Below are 23,528 nucleotides of genomic sequence, written 5' to 3'. Positions count from 1 at the left end.
GGAATGATTTCTAGTACGACTCCGGCCCAACCTGTTGTTGTGGGCCGCTCGCAATCTTCTAAAGCCAAGCTGCACATCGTGATCATCAGCCTCTTCTGGCTGGTCATTTACATCCCGGGCCTCTTCACGCCTGCGCTCCTCGACGACGCCGACTCCATCCACGCCGAAGCTGCACGCGAAATGATCACGCGCCACGACTGGACCACGCTCTACATCGATGGCCTGCGCTATCTCGAAAAAGCCCCACTGATGTACTGGGGAATGGCCAGCAGCTTCAAGATGTTTGGGGTCACCGAATGGACCGCCCGACTGCCTCTCACGCTCGGCGTCCTCGCAACCCTGCTCGCCACGTATGCCATCGGCAAGCGTAACCTCGGCGAACGCGCGGGATTCTGGGCCGCCATCATCCTCGGGACGGGCGTCGGAACTTATATCTTCACGCGCATTCTCATCCCCGATCTACTGGTTGGTCTCTTCCTCACCATCGGCTTTGATTTCTTTTTGCGCGGGATTGATCAGGAAAAGCCTTCTATAGCCTCGGCTGCCGGCCTCGCCGCTGCTGCCGCGCTGAATATCCTGACGAAGGGCTTCATCGGCGTCATCTTCCCCATTGGGATCATCGTTGTCTATCTGTTCCTAACGCACAACCTGAAGCACCTGCTGAAAATGCGCTGGCTGCTGATGATTGGCGTGCTGCTGGTGATTGCCGCGCCGTGGCACATCCTGGCGAGTCTGGCGAATCCACCACAGGGACAGGCGCGCGGCTTCTTCTGGTGGTACTTCATCAACGAGCACATCCTGCGCTACCTCGGAAAGCGTGTCCCGAAGGACTACGACACGGTTCCGTTGGCGATCTTCTGGTCGCTGATGGTGCTGTGGCTGTTGCCGTGGTGTGCTTTCGCGCTTCAGGCCATTGCGCGTGTACCGCGCAAACTACGTGAACTCGACCGCCGCGGACGCGCGCTGGTGCTTTTCACCATCTGGATGGTGTTGATCCTCTTTTTCTTCAGCTTCTCCACACGCCAGGAGTACTACACGATTCCGGCGCTGCCGGCCCTGGCTCTGATCACTGCGGACTGGCTCGTAGCTGAGGACGAGTCGCCGGAGAAGAGTTCGCTTCGCAAGTGGGGGATGATCGGCTCCGGATTCCTGCTGTTTCTTGGCATCGCGTTTGCCGGCACTGCGTCATACATTCTGCATCTTTCGGAATCCGTGCCGCCGGGATCCGATCTCGCCGATCTTTTGAGGAAAAATCCGAACGACTACGCCATGTCGCTCGGTCACGTCCTTGATCTGACGCCGCGCGCGATTGGTCTGTTCCGCCTGCCGATGGGACTGTTCGCGGGGTCGTTCTTCGTGGGCAGCATCGCGAACTTCTGGTTGCGTTGGAAGCGCAAAGCCAACGCCGCGAACTGGGCGCTCGCATTGATGATGTTCCCGGTTCTCTACTGCGTTCACGTGGGGATGGTGGACTTCGCACCGATTCTCTCTTCGAAGACGCTCGCCGTAGCCATCGACAAGCAATGGCAATCAGGCGATGTCATCGTAGTAAACGGGCCCTATGAAGAAGCCTCGACCTTGAATTTCTATACTGGGAAACTAATCCATATCATTAACAATCGGGAACACGGAAACGTCTATAATGGCGCGCTGTACCCTGACGCTCCGCCCATCTTTGAAGATGATGCCTCGTTTCAGAAGTTGTGGAATGGACCTCAGCGCATCTTCGTGTGGACGCAAGAGGAAAAGGCTCTGTCCGTGCAACGTCTCGGCAATAGTTACGAGATCGCGCGGAGCGGCGGTAAGCTCATCCTCAGCAATCGTCCGAACTGAAGGAGCAAATTCCTGATGCAAGGCGTAGCCAGTTCGTGCACGATGACCGATTCTTCATTCGAATCGTATCTCCTGCTCAGCCGGGAACGCGTCTATAATCATGGAGTTTTATGGACATCGCCATCGCTGGCTTAGCGGCATTGATTGCCGCCCGATCCGTATTCTTCTTGATTGCGGTGATCGGGACAATCAGTTCGACGGTGTTTCTGGTGCTGGTACTACTCGGTTCATTACGGCACCTCCGTCTGTCTCGCCGCTCCGAATCGCAAATCGCAGCCAGCACCACGTTTCCGCCGGTGACGTTGCTCAAGCCTGTCCACGGTACCGAACCGCAACTGAAACAAAACCTTGAGAGCTTTTTCCAGCAGGATTATCCCGATTTTGAAATCGTCTTCGGCGCGCGAAGCCTCGATAACGATGCGGTACGCACCGTCAACGAATTGCGCAAGAAATATGCTCACGTAAAGTCGAGCCTGATCATCAGCGGCGAGCCGGAATGGCACAACGCGAAGGTCTATTCGCTCGACAAGATGATCCAGTCCACTCCGAATTCGCACTTCATCATTACTGACAGCGACATCGTGGTGGAGCACGATTTCATTCGCCGCATCATTCCACCTCTAAACGATCCCAAGGTCGGTTGTGTGACCGCCATGTACAAGGGCGTGCCGGCGCCAGAATTCTGGTCGCGGATGGAAGCTCTCGGAATGTCGGTAGAGATGCCGTCGGGCGTAATGGTGGTGGATATGCTCGAGGGCATGAAATTCGCTCTCGGTGCGGTGATGGCCGTCCGCCGCGATTCCCTGAAATCTATCGGTGGCATCCAGGCGACCCGCGAGTTCTATTCCGACGATTTTGTTCTCGGCAACCTCATCTCGGAGGCAGGATATGAGGTCGTTCTCTCCGACGTAAAAGTTGGCCACGTGCTCACCAGTCGATCGTTCGCGAAGACGTTCGGCGATCAATTGCGCTGGATGCAAAGCACACGACATTCGCGCCCGAAGGGACACTTCGGCACCGGCCTTACGTTCGCGATGCCATTTGGCATCCTCGGCCTGATGGCGGCCGGCGCCATGGGCCACTGGACATTGGGCTGGGCGCTTTTCGCGTGGGCCTGGCTGAGCCGCACATTGCAAAGTGCAATCGTCGGCGGCATTGTTGTCGGCGACAAACGTGCGCTTGCGCTCTGCTGGCTCTATCCAATCCGCGATCTTGTTGGCTTCTTTACCTGGGCGGGAAGTTATACCAGCAGCACCTTTGAATGGCGAGGCGAACTCTATCGCTTCACCGCGGGTGGGCGGATTGTCGCGGAACGACTGAACCTCACCGAAGAGGAAGAACCCGCAGTCGTTCAGAAATACTAATCCCTATTCGATTCGAATGAGTTTTCCATCGCGCAGGCGAAAGGTTTCGCCGCGCCATTCGATCTCGTCGCCTAAATACGTCCAGAACCATAGGACCATCGCAACGCAGTCGCGGAGCGGCACGAGCGAGAGATTGCCCGTACCTCTACGGTCGTGAAGAATCGGCCCCATCAGCGTCAAAGCCAGCGCATAACGTGCCACCACGACAGCAAGGAAGAGCATCCAAGCCCACCCCGCACCCAGCGACGCGATCACGGTGAGCAATGCCCACGGGAGGCCGAAGGTCAACAGCACGCCGAAGTATCCGCCTTTGCGCTTGTCGCGGATGGTGCGGTTCCAGCGCAACTGGTGCTTCCAGAAAGCTGGCCACGAATAGTCCGGTAGGTGGGTTTCGACGATCGTACGTGCCAGCGCGACTTGATATCCGGCCTGCGAAATTCGCGCGCCCAGTTCGTAGTCGTCGGCGAGATAGTCAAGAAGAGGGGCGAAGCCGCCGATCTTTTCGAGGGCTTCGCGTGGAAAAGTCAGTGTCGAGCCGAGCGCGAAGTGAAGCCCACCTTCAATCTCGCGGGCTGACAGCACCCCTCCCATGAAGTCGGTTCCAATGCCAATTGCTTCCAGCTTCGATCCGAGTGTCTTCCCGGGAGCCGCGCGATACAGGGCCGTCACCATGCCGACCTTCGAGTCCAGCATCGGACCCATGACTTCATGCAAGTAATTAGTTCCTACGCGAATGTCACTGTCGTTGATCAGGAGGTACGGGTACCGCGCGTGCGGTAGCATCTCCTGCAAGGTTGCAACTTTTCGATTGGTGCCGCCCGAAGGAGAGCACTGCACCAACTTGATCGTGAGTTCCGGAAATTCTTGCTGCAATCGCTCGACAGCCTGTGCCGCCGGATCGTGCAAGTCCGCGACACCGAAGACGATTTCGTACTCGGGATAATCTTGCAGGCAGTGGCTGCGGAACGCCTCGTACATGCTCGGGTCCGCGCCCTTCAGCGGCTTCAATATGCTCACCGGCGGCGTAAACGCCTCGCTTTGTGCCGCGCGCCGCTCGCGGATAAATCGCGCAGCACCCCATAAACACAGCGCGTAATACGCTGTGCCGCTGACCGCACCAATCACGGTCAGTGCTTCCAGGATGAGGTGCGCGTAGTGCATCGGATGAACAAATCAGGGTATCAGACGAGCCGCAGGCTACTCGTAACGCAGGGCCTCGATGGGGTCGAGGTTTGCCGCCTTCCATGCTGGATAAATTCCGAAGACAAGGCCGATCGTCGCCGAGGCAGTGGTTGAGAGGATCACCCAGAACGCCGAAAGACTAGCCGGCAGCGAAGGGAAGATCAGCGGAATTATGCCAGTCAAGATTCCGCCGAGTAGCACGCCGAGAATCCCGCCTGCCGCGGTCAGCGCGATCGCTTCCAGCGTGAACTGCAAGAGGATGTCGCTCTTGCGCGCACCGATTGCCTTACGCACGCCAATCTCTCGCGTGCGCTCTGTGACCGACACCAGCATGATGTTCATCACGCCCACGCCGCCAACGATCAGCGCCACGCTCGCTACCGCAAACATGAAGATAAAAATTCCGCCAGTGAGCTGGTTCCACACGTCGGTCAGCACATCTTGACTGAATACCGCGAAGTTGTCCGGCTGGTTCGGCGCCAGCTTCCGGCGGCGGCGCAGCAGCTCGCGCATTTCGTCAATGGCCTTCGGCATGTCGGCTTGCGACGTGGCCTTTACGCTGATCCAGTTCTGCTTCAATTCGGGATGCAGTTTGCGGAAGGTGTGGTATGGGAAGTAGACGATATTGTCTTCCGGGTTCGAGCCGCCACTGAATGCGCTCTTCTGTCGCCCGGCGACGCCGACTACCGTGAACAACTGGCCTTCGATGTTGATCTCTTTCCCGAGAGGGTCGTCATTGCCGAAGAGCGTCGCGGCCGTATCGTGCCCGATCATGATGACGGTATTTCGCTGCTCGTCATCCGTCTCGCTGAACGCGCGCCCCTTCGCGATATTGACGTCGAACACATCTTTAATGCTCGGGGTATCGCCCTCGAGAATCGTGTTGCGTGTCTTGCGGCCGTTGTACTTCACGCTATACGAGCCCGTATTAAATTGTGGCAGGAAATAGCGAACTCCCGCCGACACGTATTTCACGTGCGGCAGGTCCTTCATCGCCATCGCATCTTCCAGCGTGAGTTCCTTGCGGTTCAGCACCTCCGACGATGGCCTGCCGAAGTTAAACGGCTCCATGTGGAACGCGAAGATGATGTTCGACCCCATGGACGAAACCATGTCCTGCACGTTCTGGTTCAAGCCGCGCACCACCGACGAAATCAGGATCACCATCATCACGCCGATGACGATTCCGAGCACGGTCAATCCGGAGCGCATCTTGTTGGTGACGATGGTCTCCTTCGCCATGCGAACCACTTCGCCGAATTCGCCGCGTCCTGCCATTTAGAGTTCGAACCTCAATGCGGCAATTGGATCGAGCTTTGCCGCCTTGCTCGCCGGATACACCCCAAAGAAAATCCCCACGGAGGCCGCCAACGCCAGCCCAGCCAGAACCGTCCACAGGCGTATCGCCGAAGGCATGCCGATCAGCATGGTGACGCCTTTGGCAACAAGGATTCCGCTGGTCACGCCCACGCCTCCGCCCACCAGCGCCAACGCCGTGGACTCGATGAGGAACTGCCGCAGGATGTCCGTGCGCCGCGCGCCCATTGCCTTGCGAATGCCGATCTCGCGGGTACGCTCCGTGACCGCAACCAGCATGATGTTCATGATCACGATGCCGCCGACCAAGAGCGCAATCGACGCGATGATGATCATCACCAGGAAGAACGTTGAGCTGATGTTGGACCAGAGTGTCAGGAAGCTCTGGTTGGTATCAATCACAAAGCTGTCCGGCTTACCGGGTGCGTCGTGACGGCGCGAGCGGAGAATCACACGCGATTCGTCCATCGCGCTGGTAAGCGGCGTGCCCACACCGTAGGCCTTGCCCCAAACGCGGATGCTCTGACCGTTGGTGCCGTAGGCCTTGAACCACGTGCTGATGGGCATGATGACCCAGTTGTCCTGGCTCTGCCCGAGCGTCTTGCCGCGCTTTTTCCCGACGCCAATGACGCGGAAAATCCGGCCATCCACGCGGATTTCCTTATCAATCGGGTCCACACTGGCGATCAGGTTCTCCTGGATGTCTGCCCCGATTACCACCACGGGCGAGGCATTGTCCACGTCGGCGTCATTGATCCCGCGCCCTAGCGACAAGTCGAGGTCGTAGATCGGGTTCATGCTGGCGGTCCAGCCGCGGATGTAGGTATCCGTGCTGTTCAACTCGGCATATTTCACGTTGCCGGTGATCGTCGGTGCGGTCGCGCCTACGTTCTTGCACCTACCACAGCTTTCGAGCACTGCCTCGTAATCTTCGAATTTGAGGTCTTTGCGCTTCAGTCCATCGAGATACTCATCAACGTTCGTGACCGCATTGGTCGTCTTGTTGATGATGAAAACGTCAGCGCCGAGGTTGAAGAGCTTCTCAGCGACGTAGCCGTTGATGCCGTTCACGAACGTGACCACGGCGATGAGCGAGGCGACAGCGATCACCACTCCGAGCAGCGTCAGCACAGACCGCAGCTTGTTCGCCCAGAGAGACGCCAGCGAAATCCGGATGGCCTCGCCAATATTCATGAAGTTGTAGTTTACCCCGGCAGAGTTCCCGGAAAGTGGGGGAGATCGGCGTTTATCCCTAATCAGCCGGTTAACAGCGGGATCCGCGGGACGGACAGGAGAATTTCAGAGTTACTGGATTGAGAAAAAAGCTTCCGTGCGGCGCACGCTCCGGTGGCCCGGGCCGACAGATGGAACTTACAAAGAACGGCCTCGTCCCGGGAGGAACGAGGCTTTACCCAACCATGCGCGATTCGGCGAGGATTTCGTCCAGCGCGCCCTCTAAATGCGAGGTCCGCTGGTTGAGCTCTCCTGAAACCGAGTCGTACTTTTTCTTGAGCACCAGGAACTCATCCGCAATGTTCAACGCCGCCAATACCGCAAGGCGGGTTGCATCCACGGTGGATGCCTGCTGGGCTACTTGTCTGATTTTGGTGTCCACGTACTCCGCTAACCGGTTGATATATTCCGGGTCAGAGCCGCGCAGATTGTAGGCTTGCTCGAAGATCTCAACGCGGACGGATCCGTTCGATTGAGTCAACTGGTTCTCCCTCGTATCTGCCATGCCGTTAATTCGCGGTCGCCAGACCGACACCGCACATCCCGAGCCAGGATGCCGGCGCTTACCACTTGGCCGAAGGGCCCGTCGCGGCTAGCCTTCCGCGACTTACTGCAAAACCGCGGGAGTCTTAGTCCCCTGACTGCTCTTCCGCGATCTGTTCGATCTGCTTGAGCATCTTCTCCACGCGTCCGCGAACTTCTTCGCGTTCCTTGCGCAGATTGATCAGTTCCTGCCGCGAGCCTTCCAGTTCTTCTTCGCGCGTCTCGAGTTGTTCCCGCAACCGGGCATTATCGCGATCGACGGCTGCTTTCGCTTCACGCGCAGCTTTCAACAGCTCGATCGTCCGGTAAACCTTTTCTTCCAGCGACTGGAAATCGCTGTCATTCGTAGTCAAGAGCGGAGCTTCTTCTACTTTTGCCGACATTCGGTGCATCTACCTCGGGGGAATGAATGTGCTTCGAGCGCAGTATAGCGCACAAAATGCGCGCCTCAACCGCACGTTCCTAAAGCCGCAACATTTTCTGTGGATATGGAGAGTAGATTGCCGCGAACCCACAAGGCAGATGCGAAAAACCAGGAACAAGAAGGACACACAGTACCCGAAGGAGAATTGGAGATTTCAATTCCTTCGTGCCCTTTGCGTCCTTCTTGTTTAAAGACTTTTCTATCCTCGCAGCGCTCCGCCCAGGATTTCGAGCGCTTTGATGATTTGCCCTGACCAGTTTGCAACTTCTTCGTCGCGAAGGGTGCGCTCCGCTGACTGGAACGCCGCCCGCACCAGGAACGAGTACTTCCCAGCCGGAACCGACCCGCCACGGAAGATCTCGACCGCCTGAAAGCTGGTCATCTCGGTTATCCCGAGCGCCTCAACGGCTTCGCGAACGCGGTCGAATGTCACTGCGTCATCGAAGACGAACGAGAAGTCGCGCTCTACCGCTGGATACCGCGAAATCGCCGTGAACCGCGGCGCCTTAAGATCGTGCTGGAACAGCCGTTCCTGCAGGATCTCCGCGAGGTAAACGTCCTGCTTCAGTTTGCGGACGTCAGCCACCGACGGATGTAGCTGTCCAACGTAGCCCACGGTCGCGCCGTCCAGCACGATCCGCGCGGCTCGGCCGGGATGGTAGTACTCGGGTACGAGCGTGTCGAAGTACACGGTTCGCTTGGTAAATGCGGCGAGCAGGTCCTCGACATCGCCCTTCAAGTCGAAGAAGTCCGTAGCCTTCGCCTTCGTATGCACCGATGCTTCAATCGAATTTCCGGTCGCCGCGAAGCACAACCGCCGCCGCTCCTCGAAGCGCTCGCCCGTCTTCTCGAAGACGTCGCCAGACTCGAATAACCGGACGTCAGTGTTTCCGCGGTTCAGGTTGTAGGCAATCATGCCCAGCATTCCGGGCAATAACGAGGTCCGTAGGTATCCCTGTTCTTCGTTCAGCGGGTTGGCAATCGCCAGCGGTTCGCCGCCGCCGAACTGCGCCGCGTCTTCCTTCGAGGCAAACGTCAGGGAGATCGCTTCGTTGTAGCCGAGCGCCAGCAGGATTTCGCGCACTCGCGCCCGCTTTTGCTCATCCGGAAGCTCAATCACGCCCCCTGCGAAGGATGGCAAAGTATTGGGGAAATTGTTGTAGCCGTGAATGCGCGCCAGTTCTTCAATAACGTCAATCTCGCGCTCCACGTCGAGGCGCCAGCTTGGGATGGTGACGGTCTCGCCGTCTACGCCGAAACCCAAGCGCCGCAGGATCCGCTCGATCTCCTGCTCAGGCAGGTCCAGACCGAGATGCCGCTTTACTTCACTGCGCCGCAATTGCACTGTCCGGGGCTCGATCTTCCGCGCGATGGCATCGATTTTCTCGCCTTCCAGCTTGCCGCCGGCTGTCTCGAGGATTAGTTCCGCCACGCGATCGCACGCCAGCGCGGTAATGGCAATATCCGCGCCACGCTCGTAACGATGCGAGGCATCGGTGTGCATCCCCAGCCGTTTTGCCGTATGCCGGATGCTGGCCGGATCGAACCATGCCGACTCGATCAGCACATTCGTGGTCTTCTCGGTGATCATTGTGTCGAAGCCGCCCATTACGCCGGCCAGTGCAACGGCCTTCACTGCATCGGCAATCACCAGGTCCTGCGACGTGAGCTTGCGCGTCTCGCCATCGAGGGTCTTCAGCGTTTCGCCCTCGCGCGCCCGGCGGACCACGATCTTCCCGCCCTCCAGCGTGTCGAGGTCGAACGCATGCGTCGGGTGGCCGATCTCGAACAGCGCGTAGTTGCTGGCATCGGCGATATTGTTGATCGCTCGCGATCCCAGCAGTTCCAGCCGCTGCGCAATGTTCTTCGGCGACGACGCGACCTTCACCCCGCGCACAATTCGCGCCGTGTACCGCGGACAGCCCTGCGCGTCTTCCAACTCAATGGCAAACTTCGCCGTGCCTTCTGCCTTCGGGAGCTTCGGCGTCACCGGCTTCAGTTCGATGTCGAAGATCGCCGACGCCTCTCGCGCTACGCCGTAGTGGTTCATGGCGTCCACGCGGTTGGTCGTAAGGTCCATCTCGTAAATCGTGTGCCCGTGCTCTTCGACGATCGACTCCACCGCAATCCCTGCGTGCGTCAGCGACTCCGCGAGGTCGTGGTCATTCGCCTTCGTATCAACAAAGTCTCGTATCCAATTGGGAAGAATTCTCATGATTTCTCAATCGCCAACCGCTTCAAAAATTCCACAATCCACTCAATCTGCCGATGTACCCATCGATGCCAGTACCGCCGAGACCCTGATGTCGTCCGTCGAAGACGAAATCCGCCGAGTCGAAGAACGTTTACGGATTGCGCAGCTTCATTGCGATCCGAAGGTGCTCGACCAACTGCTTGACGAACGCATGCTGCTGCTCTCGGACGGGCAGCCCTATTTCGCCAAAGCCCGCATCATGGAGATGTACGCGCCCCATGCCGGGCCTCACCTCAAATCCATCCACTGGAGGGACTCGAAAATCATCAACTTCGGCACCGCGGCGATCGTCATATGCCGCGGCGAGTACATCTCCGATCAGTTCAACATCTCACTCGAATTCATGCGCTTCTGGCTGCACAAAGGCGGGCAATGGAAATTGATCGCCGGCACCATCTCCCAGCCAACCACCGACTAAGCGAATTGCTCCAGGAATCTCACATCGCCCAAGTAGAACTTGGCGATCTCGTCCACGCCGTACTTCAAGATCGCGATTCGCTCCACGCCCATGCCGAACGCGAAGCCACTTACCTTGGCCGGATCGTAACCGTTGCCCTTCACGAATTCGAAAACGTTCGGATCCACCATGCCGCAGCCCAGCAGTTCGATCCAGCCGCTGAATTTGCACGTACGGCAGCCCTTGCCGCCGCAGAAGATGCAGCTCACTTGCATGTCGGCGCTGGGCTCAGTGAACGGGAAGAACGACGGATAGAACCGCGTCTTCACCGACGAGCCGAACAGGCTCTTGAACGCGTGATCGAGCGTGCCCTTCAGGTCGCTGAACGTGATGTTCGTATCCACGCAGAGGCCTTCCACCTGGTGGAAGACGGGCGAGTGCGTGGCATCGAGCGCGTCGTTGCGGTGCACTTTGCCGGGAATCACGATGCGCACCGGCGGACGTTGCTTCTCCATCGTCCGTATCTGCACCGGCGACGTATGCGTGCGCATCAGCAGGCGATCTCGTTGCTGCTTCTTTTCCTGCCCGGCAATGAACAGCGTGTCCTGGGTGTCGCGCGCCGGGTGGTTCGGCGGGAAGTTCAACGACTCGAAGTTGTAGTAGTCGCTCTCGACTTCCGGCCCCTCGCCAATGGAGTAGCCCATGGCCTTGAATACCGCGACGATCTCGTCCTGTACGCGCAGCACCGGGTGCTTCACGCCCAGCGGACGCCGATTGCCCGGCAGAGACACATCCACGCGCTCGGAGACCAAGCGCGCCGACGACGCCTGCGAGTTCACCCGCGCTTCGGCCGCGTCCACCGCAGCTTCGATCTTTGCCTTGACCTCGTTCACGCGCTGGCCAACGTCGCGCTTCTGCTCCTTCGGCGCGAGTTTCAGCCATTCGGTGATCTGCATCAGCACACCGCTCTTGCGGCTCATCCAGCGGTCGCGGAACGCCTTCCAGTCGTTCTCGCCGGAGAGCTTAGCAGCCTCCTGCTCGAGCGCGTTCAGCAGATCGCGGACGGCGGCATCCATCGCAGCCGGTGAATAGTCTTCGAGTTTTGGAACGGAATACAGTTCAGCCATGGATCCGTTTCTCAGAAGCAAAATGGGCGGCCAAATCGGCCGCCCACCTGTAAAAATTGGGTCTGTTGTTTCGAGCGGCTGCTACGCTGCTGCGGGTTGAGCGGCTTTTGCCTGCTCCGCCAACACTGCGAAGGCCTGCGGGTCGTGGATCGCGATCTCGCTCAACATCTTGCGGTCGAGTTCCACCCCGGCCTTCTTCAGGCCGCTGATAAATCGGCTGTAGCTCAAGCCATTCAACTTCGCCGCGGCGCCGATACGCACGATCCAGATCGAGCGATACTGGCGCTTCTTCTGCTTGCGGCCCGTGTAAGCGAACTTCAGCGCGCGCTCAACCGACTCTTTTGCTGACCGGTAGAGCTTTGATTTTGTTAAGTAATATCCGGATGCGCGCTCTAATATTTTCTTCCGCTTGGCGCGCCGTTTAGTTCCACGTTTTACGCGAGGCATTTCTGCTCCTTTTTGCTTTCTTGTCGCGGCTGGCGGTAGGTGTACCGTTTCGCTCGCATTTGCTAGCCCTCAACTCCCGGCCGTGGTGTCAGCTCTCAGGAACTTCTGTTTCGGGCCTTCAACGCTACTTTGGCGTTGAAGTTAGTAAGGGATCATCCGCTTAATCTTCGGAGTATCCGCCTTGCTCACCAAACCTTCCATATCGAAATGGCGCTTCTTCTTCGTGCTCTTCGAAGTCAGGATATGGCGCTTGAAAGCCTTACTGCGCTTTACTTTGCCCGTTGCTGTCTTCTTGAAGCGCTTAGCGGCGCCGGAGTGTGTCTTAAGTTTCGGCATAAAAATTCCCAACCCCTCCCGGCAGCGTCGCCACCGTTTGGGCATCCTTACTATTTTACATGAGAGTAGCGTTTCCGCCTAACGCGGAAGGCACTCGAAACCATGTCATTCTGAGCGGAGAATCCGCAGAATATGCGGATTCGGAGTCGAAGAACTCCTATCCTCTCAACAACTTCCTCAGCCCTGTTTCTCTTGCGGCTGGGGCTGTGGCTCCGCCGGCGCCGCACTCTGTTGCGGCTTCGCTTGCTGTGGCTTCGCCTGTTGCGGAGCCTGCGCTTGCAGAGGTTTCGGCTTCTGCCCACCTTGCGACTTCGGAGGCGCCAGGATCAGGTGCAGCGTATTGCCTTCCTGACGAGGGCGGAACTCCACGATCCCTTTGTCGCCAATGTCCTTGATCACGCGTTCGAGGATCTCGCGTCCTAACCCCTGCCGCGTCATTTCACGGCCGCGGAAGAAGATGGTCGCTTTCACCTTGTCGCCCTCGCCGAGGAACCGCAATACATGGTTCTTCTTGGTCTGGTAGTCATGCTCATCCACGTTGATGCGGAACTTTACTTCCTTCACCGTGATGACATGCTGGTGCTTCTTCGCCGCGCGCTCGCGCTTCTCCGTCTCATACATGAACTTTCCAAAGTCCATGATGCGACAGACCGGAGGTTGTGCGGTGGGCGATACCTCTACCAAATCCAAGTTCTTTTCTTTGGCGAGTTTGAGCGCTTCGAATGGCGGCAAGATGCCGAGTTGATTGCCTTCGTCATCGATCACGCGAAGCTCGCGTGCCCGAATGCGCTCGTTGGTGCGGACAAAACGCTTATCGATACCATCCTCCAGGACACGAATTGCTCTAAAAGTATAACACGCAGGTGGCGCCCGAAATCTGCGCCAAACACCTGCAAATCCAGAGTTGAGAGCCGTTTTCGAGAACAAAGAGGCGCTCGCAAGCGCCTCTTCTCACTACCAGAAAAGCTACGCGCCGACTGGCTGCTTCACCGGGGTCAACCAGCCGAAGCGGTCTTCTACCTCGCCGTGGATGAGGGCGAAGAACTCCTTGCGGATGGTCTTCGTGATTGCTCCCGCTTTGCCCGTACCGACTTGGATCTTGTCCACCGACGCAATCGGCGTGACTTCCGCCGCGGTGCCGGTGAAAAACACTTCGTCGGCCACGTACAGCATTTCGCGGGGAATGATCTGCTCTTTCACTTCGATGCCGAGGCTGTCGGCAATCTGGATCACCGAGTCGCGCGTGATGCCCGGCAGCACCGAGTTGCCGAGTGGCGGCGTGATGATCTTTCCATCGCGAACGATGAACAGGTTCTCGCCGGAACCTTCGCTCACATAACCGTTCGCGTCGAGCGCGATGCCCTCGCTGTAGCCGTTCAGGATGGCTTCCATCTTGATCAGCTGCGAGTTCATGTAGTTCGCACCGGCTTTGGCCAATGCCGGAAGCGTGTTCGGCGCAAAGCGCGTCCACGACGATACGCAAACATCTACGCCATCGTCCGGCCCGCCGTGCCCGAGGTACTTGCCCCAGGCGTAATTCGCCATGTAGACCTCGGTCGGGCAGCCGATCGGGTTCACGCCCAACTCGCCGTATCCGCGCAGCACGATGGGGCGGATGTAGCACGGCGACACCTTGTTCGCGCCGACCAGTTCGACGGCGGCGTTACAGAGCTCGTCCACGGAGAACGGCACATCAATACGATAGATCTTCGACGAGTTCAACAGCCGCTGCATGTGCTCTTTGAGGCGGAAGATCGCCGGACCACTCTTGGTCTCGTAGCAGCGGATGCCCTCAAACAGCGAGGACCCGTAGTTCACGACGTGGGAGAGCACGTGGATCTTGGCGTCGTCCCACTTGATCATTTTGCCGTTGTGCCAGATGAGCTCGGTAACAGGGATGGCCATGAGGGCCTCCTTCGCGCGCTGCGCAACTTCTTGGATGGTCAAACTGCCGGGTCGGTTCCACACAATTCCCGCTGCCTATCGAAGCACGAGATATGCGACTGGAAGGAACTCGGTGCAGCTTAACTAGGAATTATAGGTGAGAAACGGCGGGCTGATAACCCCGGTTGTCCCATTCGAAAAGGTGATTGTCCCAATCGGGATTTCCGCTAGACGCCGTCGTTTCCAGTGGCGACCAAGACATGCTGCACCGTTGCCGAAATGCGCTCCACCAACTGCGAGGCGGTGCCGAGCAGCTTCTTCGTATCGTCCGTTGCCACATCCTGGCGAGTGCCAAGCAAGTGGATCACGAACGTCAGCCCAGCGAGGGGATTGTTCAACTCGTGCGCCAGGTGGTTGATCAACCTGGTCTTCGCCTTGAGATCGCGGGCACTCTGCTCTACTGACGCGATGCGGCGGTTCTCGCGCAGGCTTAGCAGATAGGCGGCCCAACTGAGTGGTTGTTGGGTGAGCCTCACTCCGCCGATGATGAAGGGGAACCGTGTGCCATCGCGGAGGACGAACTCTTTCTCGAACGGAACACAGGTGCCGAACTCCCTCAATTGTGCCAGCGCATTCTCGTCCAGTTGCCGGTACTCCGGCGGCGTGAGTTCGAGCCAGTTCAGCTTGCCTTCGTGCATCTCCGCGCGCGTGAACCCGAACATCTGGAGAGCCGCCTCGTTGGCGTCGAAAACGCGCTCCATGTCGGCCATCACCAGGCCGAGGTCAGCACTTTTATACAGCTCCGACAGCGATTCGTGGATTGAGAGGTTTTCCATGGCACAAAATTGCCCGACCGTGAAGTCGGGCTGCTTCAATCTGAGATGCACGAAGTGCCCAATTTCAGCGGGTGGCAGAGGAAAAAATCGCTCATCGAGCGAGAACCAGACGCCAAAATACTCGCCAATTTTGGAATGCGGGGAACTTGCTTGGTTATGAGTTCTGAGTGAAGTGGCGCGACTGGGACAAACGTGTGGCCGCGATTTCCCTTTTCAGCATCTAAGTTTACGGGTGAGAACGAGAACGAAATCGAGAAATTGATTTCGGGGACTCTGACAACTATTTCAGGTGAGTCTCCCATCTCAACGGACAACTCGTCACTCCGCGAGTCGGGCCCCGTAATAGGAAAGACGACTTTTAGCAAGGCCCACAAATTATGAGAACCGGACTGAACGCTACCCTCGATCCGAACCGGCGCAGCAATGATGCCCAGGATTTTGATCAAGCCCTCCGCCGCAAGATCGTAGGTCAGGATCCCGCGGTCGAAAAAGTTACCGAAATCTACCAGATGTTTCTGGCTGGCCTGAATCCCCCAGGCCGCCCGGTAGGCAATCTCTTATTCCTTGGCCCGACCGGATCGGGCAAGACCCGCGTGGTGGAGTCCGTCGCTGAGTCCCTCTTCGGCGACAGCAAGGCGCTGATCAAGATCGATTGCGCCGAGTTCCAGCACTCGCACGAAATCGCCAAGCTGATTGGATCGCCCCCGGGCTACCTCGGCCACCGCGAGACCCACCCCCTGCTCACGCAGGAGGCGCTCAACCAGTGGCATACCGAGAAGATCAAGCTCTCGATCCTGCTCTTCGACGAGATCGAGAAGGCCAGCGATGCGCTCTGGCAGCTCCTGCTCGGCATTCTCGATAAGGCAACTTTGACCCTCGGCGATAACCGTCGCGTGGATCTGTCGCAGTGCCTGATCGTGATGACCTCGAACCTCGGCGCCAGCGAGATGAACGATCTCATCAACGGCTCCATGGGATTCGCGCAGAAACCAGACTCAATCGATACGAAGCTCGATCAGAAGATCGATCGCACGGCGGTGGATGCGGCCCGGCGGAAGTTCTCGCCGGAGTTCATGAACCGCATCGACAAGATCGTAGTCTTCCGAACCCTGAAGCCCGAGCACCTCGAGCAAATCCTCGAGATCGAGTTAGGCATGGTGCAGCAGCGCATCCTGCAGGCGACTGGCAACAACCAGTTCGTCTTCTCGTGCACGCCGCTGGTGAAGAAGTTCTTGCTCCAGGAAGGTACCGACCTGAAGTACGGCGCTCGTCACCTGAAGCGCGCGATCGAACGCAACGTGGTCTTCCCACTCGCGAACCTGGTGGCCACTGGGCAGATCAAACTGGGTGATTTCATCCGGATTGATATCGGCACCGACGGCAAGATGGTCTTCGTGAAAGAAGCGGAGGGCGCGCTGGTTCCGGTGCTGCTTGAGAAATACGGTCCGGAATTCGGCGCACAGGCGGTGGCGGCGGCCAAGTCAGGCCGCGGAAGTAGCAACCGCCGCGACTACAGTTCGGCACCACTGCTCGATAACGGCACCAAGTAATCCTTCCCCCAGCGGCAAAAGCGGGACGCTTCGGCGTCCCGTTTGCTATTTACTGACAAATAACCCCTACCCCGGGAGCCAATCTTTGTTTTCAAGAATTTAGCGCATGTTTTCCGCGCAAAATATTCAAAAATAAGGGGTTAGCTCCGCAAAAAGCAGATTGCTACGTCGAGGCTGCGCCTCTCCTCGCAATGACAAGGAGAGGATGGCGGTACTGCAGGCGGAGGGGACGGCTGACCGCGAGAAAGTTTTCAAAGAGCTTGTTGTGATGATCGGGGATGCCCCACATGCTCATGATCGCTGAAGGAGCGCAAGAAAATCCGTGACGTGGGGCACAGGGCGATGTGCGGTGGATCACAGGCGCAGGGGCTAAAGCCCGGAATTTGTTCCCGGCTGCATCGGCATCGCTAAAGCGATGCCCTGATACAAAGCGGAAAGCCCTGATACAAAGCGGGAAACAAAAGTTAGCTCGAGAACACAAGGTGACTCGACGCGAATACGCATTGGTTTGCGGATTCTACGGTCGCCATTACAAGTTCGGTCGTCATGACGGGTTGCGTTGGAGTGCGCGGGAGTGGACACTGAACGCTATGAGGCTCCGGTTCTGGCTGTTATTTGCCGCGCTGCTGGTTGCGATTCCGGCTTTCGCTTCCCCGCTGGTCACTGGGAATGGCTTTGGGTTTGCAGTGGTGTCGCCGGAGAGCGCGGCGCTGAGGAGGTTCTATGCCCATCCTTACAGCTATGGGCGGCCGGATCCGAAGGAGCTGTATGGCGAGGGCATACCGACGGCGAACTTCCTGAAGGCAATGGGATGGCATGGCGAGGCGACGAACGTAGTTGCGGAGTACGTGGATGACTCGCACGTGATTCACGCGCGGAGCAGCGCCGGTGAAATGACGGTGTTCATGCCGTTCGGTCTGCGGCAGAGCGTGGTGATCGCCAGATGGCAGCCGGAGGCGAGTAATCATGCCGCAATTGAAGTGCAATGGGCACACGAGATCGGGATCGAGAAGAGTGTCATGATCGCGGGGGTTCCGATCGAGGTGTTTGCGTTTCAAGACGTGGAAGAGTCGCTGCTGATGATTCCGCTCGAGGAACGCCGAGGCAAGGGGTGGCTGGAGCGCAGCAACGCCTGGGCGCTGGTCTCGATGGGTAAAGACGCGGATGTGACGGCCGTCGTAAAGGAATTCCAAGAGTGGCGCGGCGGGTTGAGCGCGAAAGAGCTGGCGAAACGCGAACTGGCAGAGGTCGAGCATTGGAGGGTGAAGCCTCCGGCACAGTTAGTCGGCGAACAGGAACGGCGTTTATGGCGGCAGAGCGAGATGGTTCTGCGCATGGGGCAGAGCCGCGAGCCGAACCGTCCGGGACGTTATGGGAACGGCTTGATCGTGGCGTGCCTGCCGGATGGATCGTTCTCCAACACCTGGGTGCGCGACATGGCCTTCGCGACCGTGGCTCTGGCGCGGATGGGTCATCGCGAGGAAGCGCGCGTGGCGGTGATGGCGTACTTCAACGCGCAGCCAACCGGCAAGATGCGCAAGGAGACCGGCGGCCTCGACTACCAGATCTCGGTGGTGCGCTATTGGGGCGACGGGGCGGAAGAGCCGTTCTTCACCATGGAGGGCGCGCCGAACATTGAGTACGACAGTTGGGCGCTCGCATTGTGGGCGCTTGGCGAGTACGTGTCGCGCTACGACGATGCGGCACTGCTGAACGAACCGAGCTATCGCGGAACGGTGTACGAGAGCGCGAAGGATTTCATCGTTAAACCGCTGGAGGCGACTTTCGAAAAATACGGCGACGGGCTGATCGTCGCAAAGGACACGTCGATTTGGGAGGAGCACCAGCCGGACAAGAAGCACTTTGCCTGGTCAACGGCGCTGGCGATCGTTGGCCTGAAGAGTTATGCGGAGATGGCGAAGCGCGCAGGCGACGACGCCGGGCGAGAAGATGCGCTGAAGAAAGCTGGGCTGCTGCAAAAGGGCTTCGATGCGGCGTTCATCCGCGACGGCAAACTGCATGGCACGCTCGAAGAAGGGATCAAGAACGATATCGATGGTGCGCTGTTGGCGATCATCAACTTCGGCGTGGTGAAGGATCCGGCGATCATTCGCTCGACCGTGGAGCGCATGGAACTACTGAAGGTCACATCCGGTGGATATCGTCGGGTGCGCGGAACATACACCGATCCAGCGATTTACGAGTACTGGTACGAGCAGGAGGAGTTCTTGTTCGTGGACTTCAGCCTCGCGCAGGTGCTACGTAACTTGGGCCAGAAAGAGAAAGCGGCGGCGATCGTAGAACGCATGGTGCAGAAGTCGGCAAAGGACCACAACTTCGTGCCCGAGATGTATGTCGCCGTGGACTGCAAATTGTTCCACGGAGCAATTGGCGATCCGACGGGGGCGATTCCGATGGTGGGATATGGAGCGGGCGTGTTTGTGATGGAGGTGCTCAGCCGGTGAGAAGGGCTATCGATCCTTGTCGTCTTTGTGACACTTCTCACGCAATTCACCAAGGCCCTGCGTTATGCCAACGAGGCTCCGGATAAACGCGGGCGTGATGGGGCAGAGAATAAGCATTTGACCGTCGCGTTGCACTGACAATTTGGTGCCGGCTTCCAGCTCAAGCTCTTCGCGTAGTTTGGCCGGGATGACGATCTGGCCCTTGGGGCCGATTTGAATGTATCGAGTCTTCATGCTGACAAGATAAGCTCCTGTGGGAAATTTATCGCGACAACGAAACTCTTTCGAGAGGATAGGGATCCTTCGACTGCGAATCCGGATCGTTATCCGGATTCTCCGCTCAGGATGACAGAGCTATCAGAGGAGCCGAGTTAGCCGCGCTTGAGTTCGAGCAGGACTTGGCGGGCGACTTCCTTCAGGGTTTCGAAGACGCCGGTGCCTTGATAGGCGACGGCTTCGTAGACGGGCTCGTTGCGCTTCATCAGTTCTTTTTTCAGGGCGTCGATCGGGAGCACGTTGGGAAGGTCGCGCTTATTGAGCTGGAGGACGTAGGGGATGGCCTTGAAGTCGTAGCCGTGTTCCTGGAGGTTCTCCATCAGGTTGTCGAGCGCTTCGATATTGGCGTCCATACGTTCTTCCTGGGAATCGGCGACGAAGACGACGCCGTCGACACCGCGCAGGATGAGCTTACGGCTGGCGTCGTAGAAAACCTGGCCCGGAACGGTATAGAGGTGGAAGCGGGTCTTAAAGCCGCGGACGGTACCGAGATCAAGCGGCAGGAAGTCGAAGAACAGGGTACGGTCGGTTTCCGTGGCGAGCGAAATCATCTTGCCTTTGGATTTGTCGGCCGTTTTTTCGTACACAATCTGCAAATTGGTGGTTTTGCCACCAAGGCCGGGGCCATAGTAGACGATCTTGCAGTTGATCTCGCGGGCGGCGAAATTTATGAAGCTCAAAGCTCAGCCTCGGAAAGTGGACGCACGTACTCGCCTCAGTACCGGAAACCCAACCGGATACGGCACCGGGGGAGACGGGCGTCCGGAAGAACGGCACACTGCAAGCGAATGCGGGGACGAATCCTTAATCAGGATTTATACCACAGAGAAGCTGATTCGCAGAATACTCTCACAAACTTACGAAGGTTCCACCCAGTGTAACTAGCCCGGAAAAGATGATTCATTGACGGCCCGCCGAAGCCGCGCTACGCACCAATCATGCGGCGCGAACCAGACTAGGAGAATTGCCAGTTATCGCAAGACGCGGTCGTTAGTATCAAGTCTCGCATAACAAATTCGGCTCCATCGGAGTTCTTATGAAGAAGCGTTTTACTAATGTCGGACATGTGTGTGTGCTTCTGGCGCTGGGCGCTACGCTGTCGTACGCGCAAGCACCGCAGGTTTACACCGCCACGGTAATCGCAGCCGAAGCAGCCTCGGGCGGGGGCTCGGGAACCATCGAGATCCGATTGAACGGGCTGACTTCCGATGCCGACAAAGCAGCAATGCTCAGCGCGCTGAAACAGAATCCGGACACGGGCATGAAGCTGATCCAAGCGGGCGACAAGGGAGTGGTCAAGGTGCAAGGACAGCCGAACCGCAAGATCTACGCTGCGTTTCTGCGTAAACGCGACGATGGGACGCAGGTACTGAGCCTTGTCGGAGAGCATCTGGCTTCCGTGCTTGAGAAGTGGCTCAAGGACCAAACCCAGACTTATCCGTTTGCGGTTCTCGAAATGAAACTAGCGGCGGACGGAACGCCCTTGGGTGGAGTCATCTTCCCGAGCGTAACTGTCGCTCAGTCGCAGGACGGATACCTCGAGGTGCACGACGGCGGCACGAATCGAGTGCTGATGACGGAAACCAAGAAGAAATAAGCGCGAGCTATTGCGTTGGCGATTGCTGCGCGGGTGGTGGTTGCTGCGTCGCGGGAGCACCCGGCTTTTGCGGTGCCGGCGGCAGTGGGTAGTAGCTCTCCTTGGCGAAAACCTTCAGGCCGGGGCGATGCACCCGTACCTCGATGTTGCGCCTGGTGCTAACCGGCGAAACGCGCGTGTTGTAGCCCAGAGTGTATTGGTTGCGGGCCTGCAGCGTGACCTGCTGGTAGGCGGACTCGATTGCGTCGCGTCCGGCCTCGCTGAAGACGTCGCCGCCGGTTGCGTTGGCGTAGCGATAGAGGATATTGCCGGTGCCCAGTCCGGGAATGTGAATGCGATTGGCTTGTCCGTAGACCGGAGCGGAGGCCGAACCGACGCCGATACCGTATACCGCGACCTCCTTGGACAGGAGCACGCGCATGACGTCGCTATAGCTGGAGTGGCTTCCCTTCTCGGCGCCATCGCTGATGACGAAGATCACCTTGCGGTGGTTCGGCGCACGCTGCGCGAGGTCGTTGGCAGCCATGAGAATGGCGTCGTTCATCACACGCGACGGCTGCTGCACGGACTGGACGTGGGGAGTACCTTCGATCGCAGGCTTACCGTTGATGGTAGGGCCGGAGGCCATTGGGCCGCTGGTGACCGGGACACCGGTGTTCTCGCCGCGGGCCGCGATGCGTAGGAACTTGAGGGTGCGCATCAGGACATCAGAGTTGGTGAAGTCCTGTTCTTTGTGGACGGTGTTGCCGTAAGTGAAGACCGAGACTTCGTCGTAGGGGCCGAAAGCGCCGTCGAGAGCGCTGAGAGTTTCTTTCACCTTACGCACCGTACTGTCGGGCATGCCGAGGTCGAGGACGACGGCTGCGGAGAGCGGGAACGGGTCGCTGCTGAAGAATGAGATGTTCTGTTCAACACCGTTTTCGAAGACTGCGAAGTCGCGCCGGAGCAGGCCCTGGACGAGGTGGCCATCGTCGTCTTTCACGGTAACCGGCACAGGGACGAAGTTGACTTCGACGGAGATGCGATAAGCGAGTTCGTCACTGCCGCTGCCGGGAGTGTTCGGAGCCTGGCCTTGTGGGACGGTTTGAATCGGGGTCGTCTGGCTTGGCTGCACGCCAGGGGCGTATACGGGCTCACTTTGGTCCACGGGTTTCGTCGAAGTGGGAGTAGGAGCACTCTTCGGCGTTTCTGCAGGAGGCGGAACAGGTGTCGGCTCGGGTGGAACGTTTTGTTGCGGGACCGGGCCGTCAGGCAAGGGCTGTTGCGATTGCGCGAAGGCGGCCAAAGAGCACGACAGGAAGAGAGCAGTCACCAAGGTGGTAAGAAGTCTTGTGAATCGCATTTCCCAGCCTCATTGCATTGGATTCGCCGATTTCGCATCCATACGTGAGTAGAACCTACAATATAGACTACGCAAGGCGGCTTTCGGATTGGAGAATATGAAACGGATTCGTCCGACACTGAGTTTGATGCTGTTTCTTGCAGCACTCGTCGGGATAGCGGCGGCCCAGGCGGACGATCAGCCGGTCAACCAAGACGACCAGAACCTGCCAACGTTTAAGTCGAACGTGAACGTGGTGAACCTGTTCTTCAATGTGAAGGACAAACACGGCACGCTCATTCCCAACCTGACGAAAGACGAGTTCCAGGTTTTCGAAGACGGCAAGCCCCAGACCATCAAGTACTTCAATGCGAATACCGATCTGCCGCTGACATTGGGAATATTGATTGATACGAGCGGCAGCCAGCGCATGGTGCTTCCGATGGAGCAGGACATCGGCGCAGCGTTCTTGGCGGAGGTCCTTCAGAAGAAGGACTTGGCGTTCGTGATCAACTTCGATCTGGATGCGGACCTGGTGCAGGACTTTACAAACTCGGCGCATCAATTGCGAGTGGCGCTGAATAAGGTGAAGATCAACGCACCTCCGTGCGGCGGGGCGCCAGGATTGGGCGGCGGGCCGTTGCCGTCATCGTGCCGAGGCGGCACGGTGCTGTATGACGCGATCTACCTGGCGGCGGAAGAGAAGCTGAAGAACGAGGTTGGTCGCAAGGCGATGATTGTCCTTACCGACGGCGAGGACGAGGGCAGCCGGCTGAAAATCCACGATGCCATTGAATCGGCGCAGAAAGCCGACGCAATTGTGTACGTGCTGCTGATCGCGGACCGGGGATTCTACGGTGGGTTCGGGTATAGCGGCGATCACGAGATGAAGAAATTGGCGCAGGAAACCGGCGGCCGGATGATCGAGGTCGGCAACAACGAAAAGAAGGTGAAGGAAGCCTTCGACCAGATCGCAGCAGAAATGCGCAGCCAGTACAACATTGGCTATACGCCGACGAACCGTGCTTTGGATGGCAGCTTCCGGAAACTCGAGATCCGGACGAAGGAAGGCTATAAGATCCAGACCCGCGCCGGGTATTACGCCCAAAAGCCAAAATCGTAGAAATTCATCCCAAATTCTC

The 23,528-nt window shown here is 58.1% G+C and carries 21 protein-coding genes and 1 pseudogene; 7 read left to right on the top strand and 15 right to left on the bottom strand.

Annotated elements, in window-relative coordinates; genetic code table 11:
* Positions 1-3: 3 nt before the first annotated feature.
* Both ACID345_RS03725 and ACID345_RS03720 read left to right on the top strand, forming a co-directional pair.
* Complete coding sequence (locus tag ACID345_RS03725; RefSeq protein WP_011521532.1) at positions 4-1,833, top strand: ArnT family glycosyltransferase; 1,830 nt, start codon at positions 4-6, stop codon at positions 1,831-1,833.
* A gap of 110 nt (positions 1,834-1,943) precedes the next feature.
* Complete coding sequence (locus ACID345_RS03720) at positions 1,944-3,197, top strand: glycosyltransferase (protein WP_011521531.1); 1,254 nt, start codon at positions 1,944-1,946, stop codon at positions 3,195-3,197.
* Between the two features lie 3 nt (positions 3,198-3,200).
* On the opposite strand, the gene hpnI is transcribed toward ACID345_RS03720, so the two are convergent.
* The 6 genes from hpnI to pheT all read right to left on the bottom strand — a co-directional run bounded on the left by hpnI (position 3,201) and on the right by pheT (position 10,111).
* Positions 3,201-4,358, bottom strand: coding sequence for a bacteriohopanetetrol glucosamine biosynthesis glycosyltransferase HpnI (gene hpnI / locus ACID345_RS03715; RefSeq protein ID WP_011521530.1), 1,158 nt, complete (start codon positions 4,356-4,358; stop codon positions 3,201-3,203).
* Positions 4,359-4,394: 36 nt separating this feature from the next.
* Positions 4,395-5,657: an ABC transporter permease gene (locus ACID345_RS03710; protein ID WP_011521529.1), complete on the bottom strand. Its 1,263-nt coding sequence runs from the start codon at positions 5,655-5,657 to the stop codon at positions 4,395-4,397.
* The gene (locus ACID345_RS03705; RefSeq protein WP_011521528.1) at positions 5,658-6,890 is read right to left on the bottom strand and encodes an ABC transporter permease; all 1,233 of its coding nucleotides are present in this window, start codon (positions 6,888-6,890) and stop codon (positions 5,658-5,660) included.
* 214 nt (positions 6,891-7,104) lie between these two features.
* Positions 7,105-7,434 carry a cell division protein ZapA gene (locus ACID345_RS03700; protein ID WP_041855412.1) on the bottom strand — a complete coding sequence of 110 codons (330 nt, stop codon included), beginning with the start codon at positions 7,432-7,434 and terminating at the stop codon, positions 7,105-7,107.
* A gap of 124 nt (positions 7,435-7,558) precedes the next feature.
* Positions 7,559-7,855, bottom strand: coding sequence for a hypothetical protein (locus tag ACID345_RS03695; RefSeq protein ID WP_011521526.1), 297 nt, complete (start codon positions 7,853-7,855; stop codon positions 7,559-7,561).
* Positions 7,856-8,095: 240 nt separating this feature from the next.
* Positions 8,096-10,111: a phenylalanine--tRNA ligase subunit beta gene (pheT, locus tag ACID345_RS03685; protein WP_011521525.1), complete on the bottom strand. Its 2,016-nt coding sequence runs from the start codon at positions 10,109-10,111 to the stop codon at positions 8,096-8,098.
* Here pheT and ACID345_RS03680 point away from each other — a divergent pair.
* The gene (locus tag ACID345_RS03680; RefSeq protein WP_041855410.1) at positions 10,110-10,568 is read left to right on the top strand and encodes a nuclear transport factor 2 family protein; all 459 of its coding nucleotides are present in this window, start codon (positions 10,110-10,112) and stop codon (positions 10,566-10,568) included. The two genes, pheT and ACID345_RS03680, sit on opposite strands and share 2 nt — an antisense overlap.
* Here the strand turns inward: ACID345_RS03680 and pheS are convergent.
* The 6 genes and pseudogenes from pheS to ACID345_RS03650 all read right to left on the bottom strand — a co-directional run bounded on the left by pheS (position 10,565) and on the right by ACID345_RS03650 (position 15,177).
* The gene (gene pheS, locus ACID345_RS03675) at positions 10,565-11,674 is read right to left on the bottom strand and encodes a phenylalanine--tRNA ligase subunit alpha (protein WP_011521523.1); all 1,110 of its coding nucleotides are present in this window, start codon (positions 11,672-11,674) and stop codon (positions 10,565-10,567) included. The two genes, ACID345_RS03680 and pheS, sit on opposite strands and share 4 nt — an antisense overlap.
* Positions 11,675-11,755: 81 nt before the next feature.
* On the bottom strand, positions 11,756-12,121 hold the full coding sequence (gene rplT / locus ACID345_RS03670) for a 50S ribosomal protein L20 (protein ID WP_011521522.1): 366 nt from the start codon (positions 12,119-12,121) through the stop codon (positions 11,756-11,758).
* Between the two features lie 141 nt (positions 12,122-12,262).
* Entirely contained in the window at positions 12,263-12,457 is a 195-nt protein-coding gene (gene rpmI / locus ACID345_RS03665; protein ID WP_041855409.1) for a 50S ribosomal protein L35, read from the bottom strand.
* 303 nt (positions 12,458-12,760) lie between these two features.
* Positions 12,761-13,288 (bottom strand): annotated as a pseudogene (gene infC / locus ACID345_RS03660) (translation initiation factor IF-3); the annotation flags it as partial.
* Between the two features lie 135 nt (positions 13,289-13,423).
* Positions 13,424-14,362, bottom strand: a complete 939-nt coding sequence (locus tag ACID345_RS03655; protein ID WP_011521519.1) for a branched-chain amino acid transaminase — start codon at positions 14,360-14,362, stop codon at positions 13,424-13,426.
* Between the two features lie 206 nt (positions 14,363-14,568).
* Entirely contained in the window at positions 14,569-15,177 is a 609-nt protein-coding gene (locus ACID345_RS03650) for a PAS domain-containing protein (RefSeq protein WP_011521518.1), read from the bottom strand.
* Positions 15,178-15,566: 389 nt separating this feature from the next.
* On the opposite strand from ACID345_RS03650, the gene ACID345_RS03645 reads away from it, so the two are divergent.
* Together ACID345_RS03645 and ACID345_RS03640 are read left to right on the top strand one after the other, a co-directional pair.
* A complete protein-coding gene (locus ACID345_RS03645; protein WP_408609952.1) occupies positions 15,567-16,727 on the top strand; it encodes an AAA family ATPase in 1,161 nt (386 codons plus the stop codon).
* A gap of 590 nt (positions 16,728-17,317) precedes the next feature.
* Positions 17,318-19,192, top strand: coding sequence for a glycoside hydrolase family 15 (locus ACID345_RS03640; protein ID WP_148210006.1), 1,875 nt, complete (start codon positions 17,318-17,320; stop codon positions 19,190-19,192).
* Between the two features lie 6 nt (positions 19,193-19,198).
* Here ACID345_RS03640 and ACID345_RS03635 read toward each other — a convergent pair whose 3' ends face one another.
* Together ACID345_RS03635 and ACID345_RS03630 are read right to left on the bottom strand one after the other, a co-directional pair.
* Complete coding sequence (locus tag ACID345_RS03635; protein WP_041855407.1) at positions 19,199-19,426, bottom strand: AbrB/MazE/SpoVT family DNA-binding domain-containing protein; 228 nt, start codon at positions 19,424-19,426, stop codon at positions 19,199-19,201.
* A gap of 137 nt (positions 19,427-19,563) precedes the next feature.
* Positions 19,564-20,148, bottom strand: a complete 585-nt coding sequence (locus ACID345_RS03630) for a GTP-binding protein (RefSeq protein WP_011521515.1) — start codon at positions 20,146-20,148, stop codon at positions 19,564-19,566.
* Positions 20,149-20,504: 356 nt separating this feature from the next.
* Between ACID345_RS03630 and ACID345_RS03625 the strand changes: the two genes are divergently transcribed.
* Positions 20,505-21,065, top strand: a complete 561-nt coding sequence (locus ACID345_RS03625) for a hypothetical protein (protein ID WP_011521514.1) — start codon at positions 20,505-20,507, stop codon at positions 21,063-21,065.
* A 7-nt stretch (positions 21,066-21,072) separates the two neighbouring features.
* On the opposite strand, the gene ACID345_RS03620 is transcribed toward ACID345_RS03625, so the two are convergent.
* Entirely contained in the window at positions 21,073-22,407 is a 1,335-nt protein-coding gene (locus tag ACID345_RS03620; protein WP_011521513.1) for a VWA domain-containing protein, read from the bottom strand.
* 97 nt (positions 22,408-22,504) lie between these two features.
* Between ACID345_RS03620 and ACID345_RS03615 the strand changes: the two genes are divergently transcribed.
* On the top strand, positions 22,505-23,509 hold the full coding sequence (locus ACID345_RS03615; protein WP_011521512.1) for a VWA domain-containing protein: 1,005 nt from the start codon (positions 22,505-22,507) through the stop codon (positions 23,507-23,509).
* The last annotated feature ends 19 nt before the right edge of the window (positions 23,510-23,528 follow it).

It is taken from the genome of Candidatus Koribacter versatilis Ellin345 (assembly GCF_000014005.1).
GTDB lineage: Bacteria > Acidobacteriota > Terriglobia > Terriglobales > Acidobacteriaceae > Korobacter > Korobacter versatilis_A.
The sequence above is the reverse complement of the archived record's forward strand: the minus strand, read 5'-3'. Positions and strand labels throughout refer to the sequence as shown.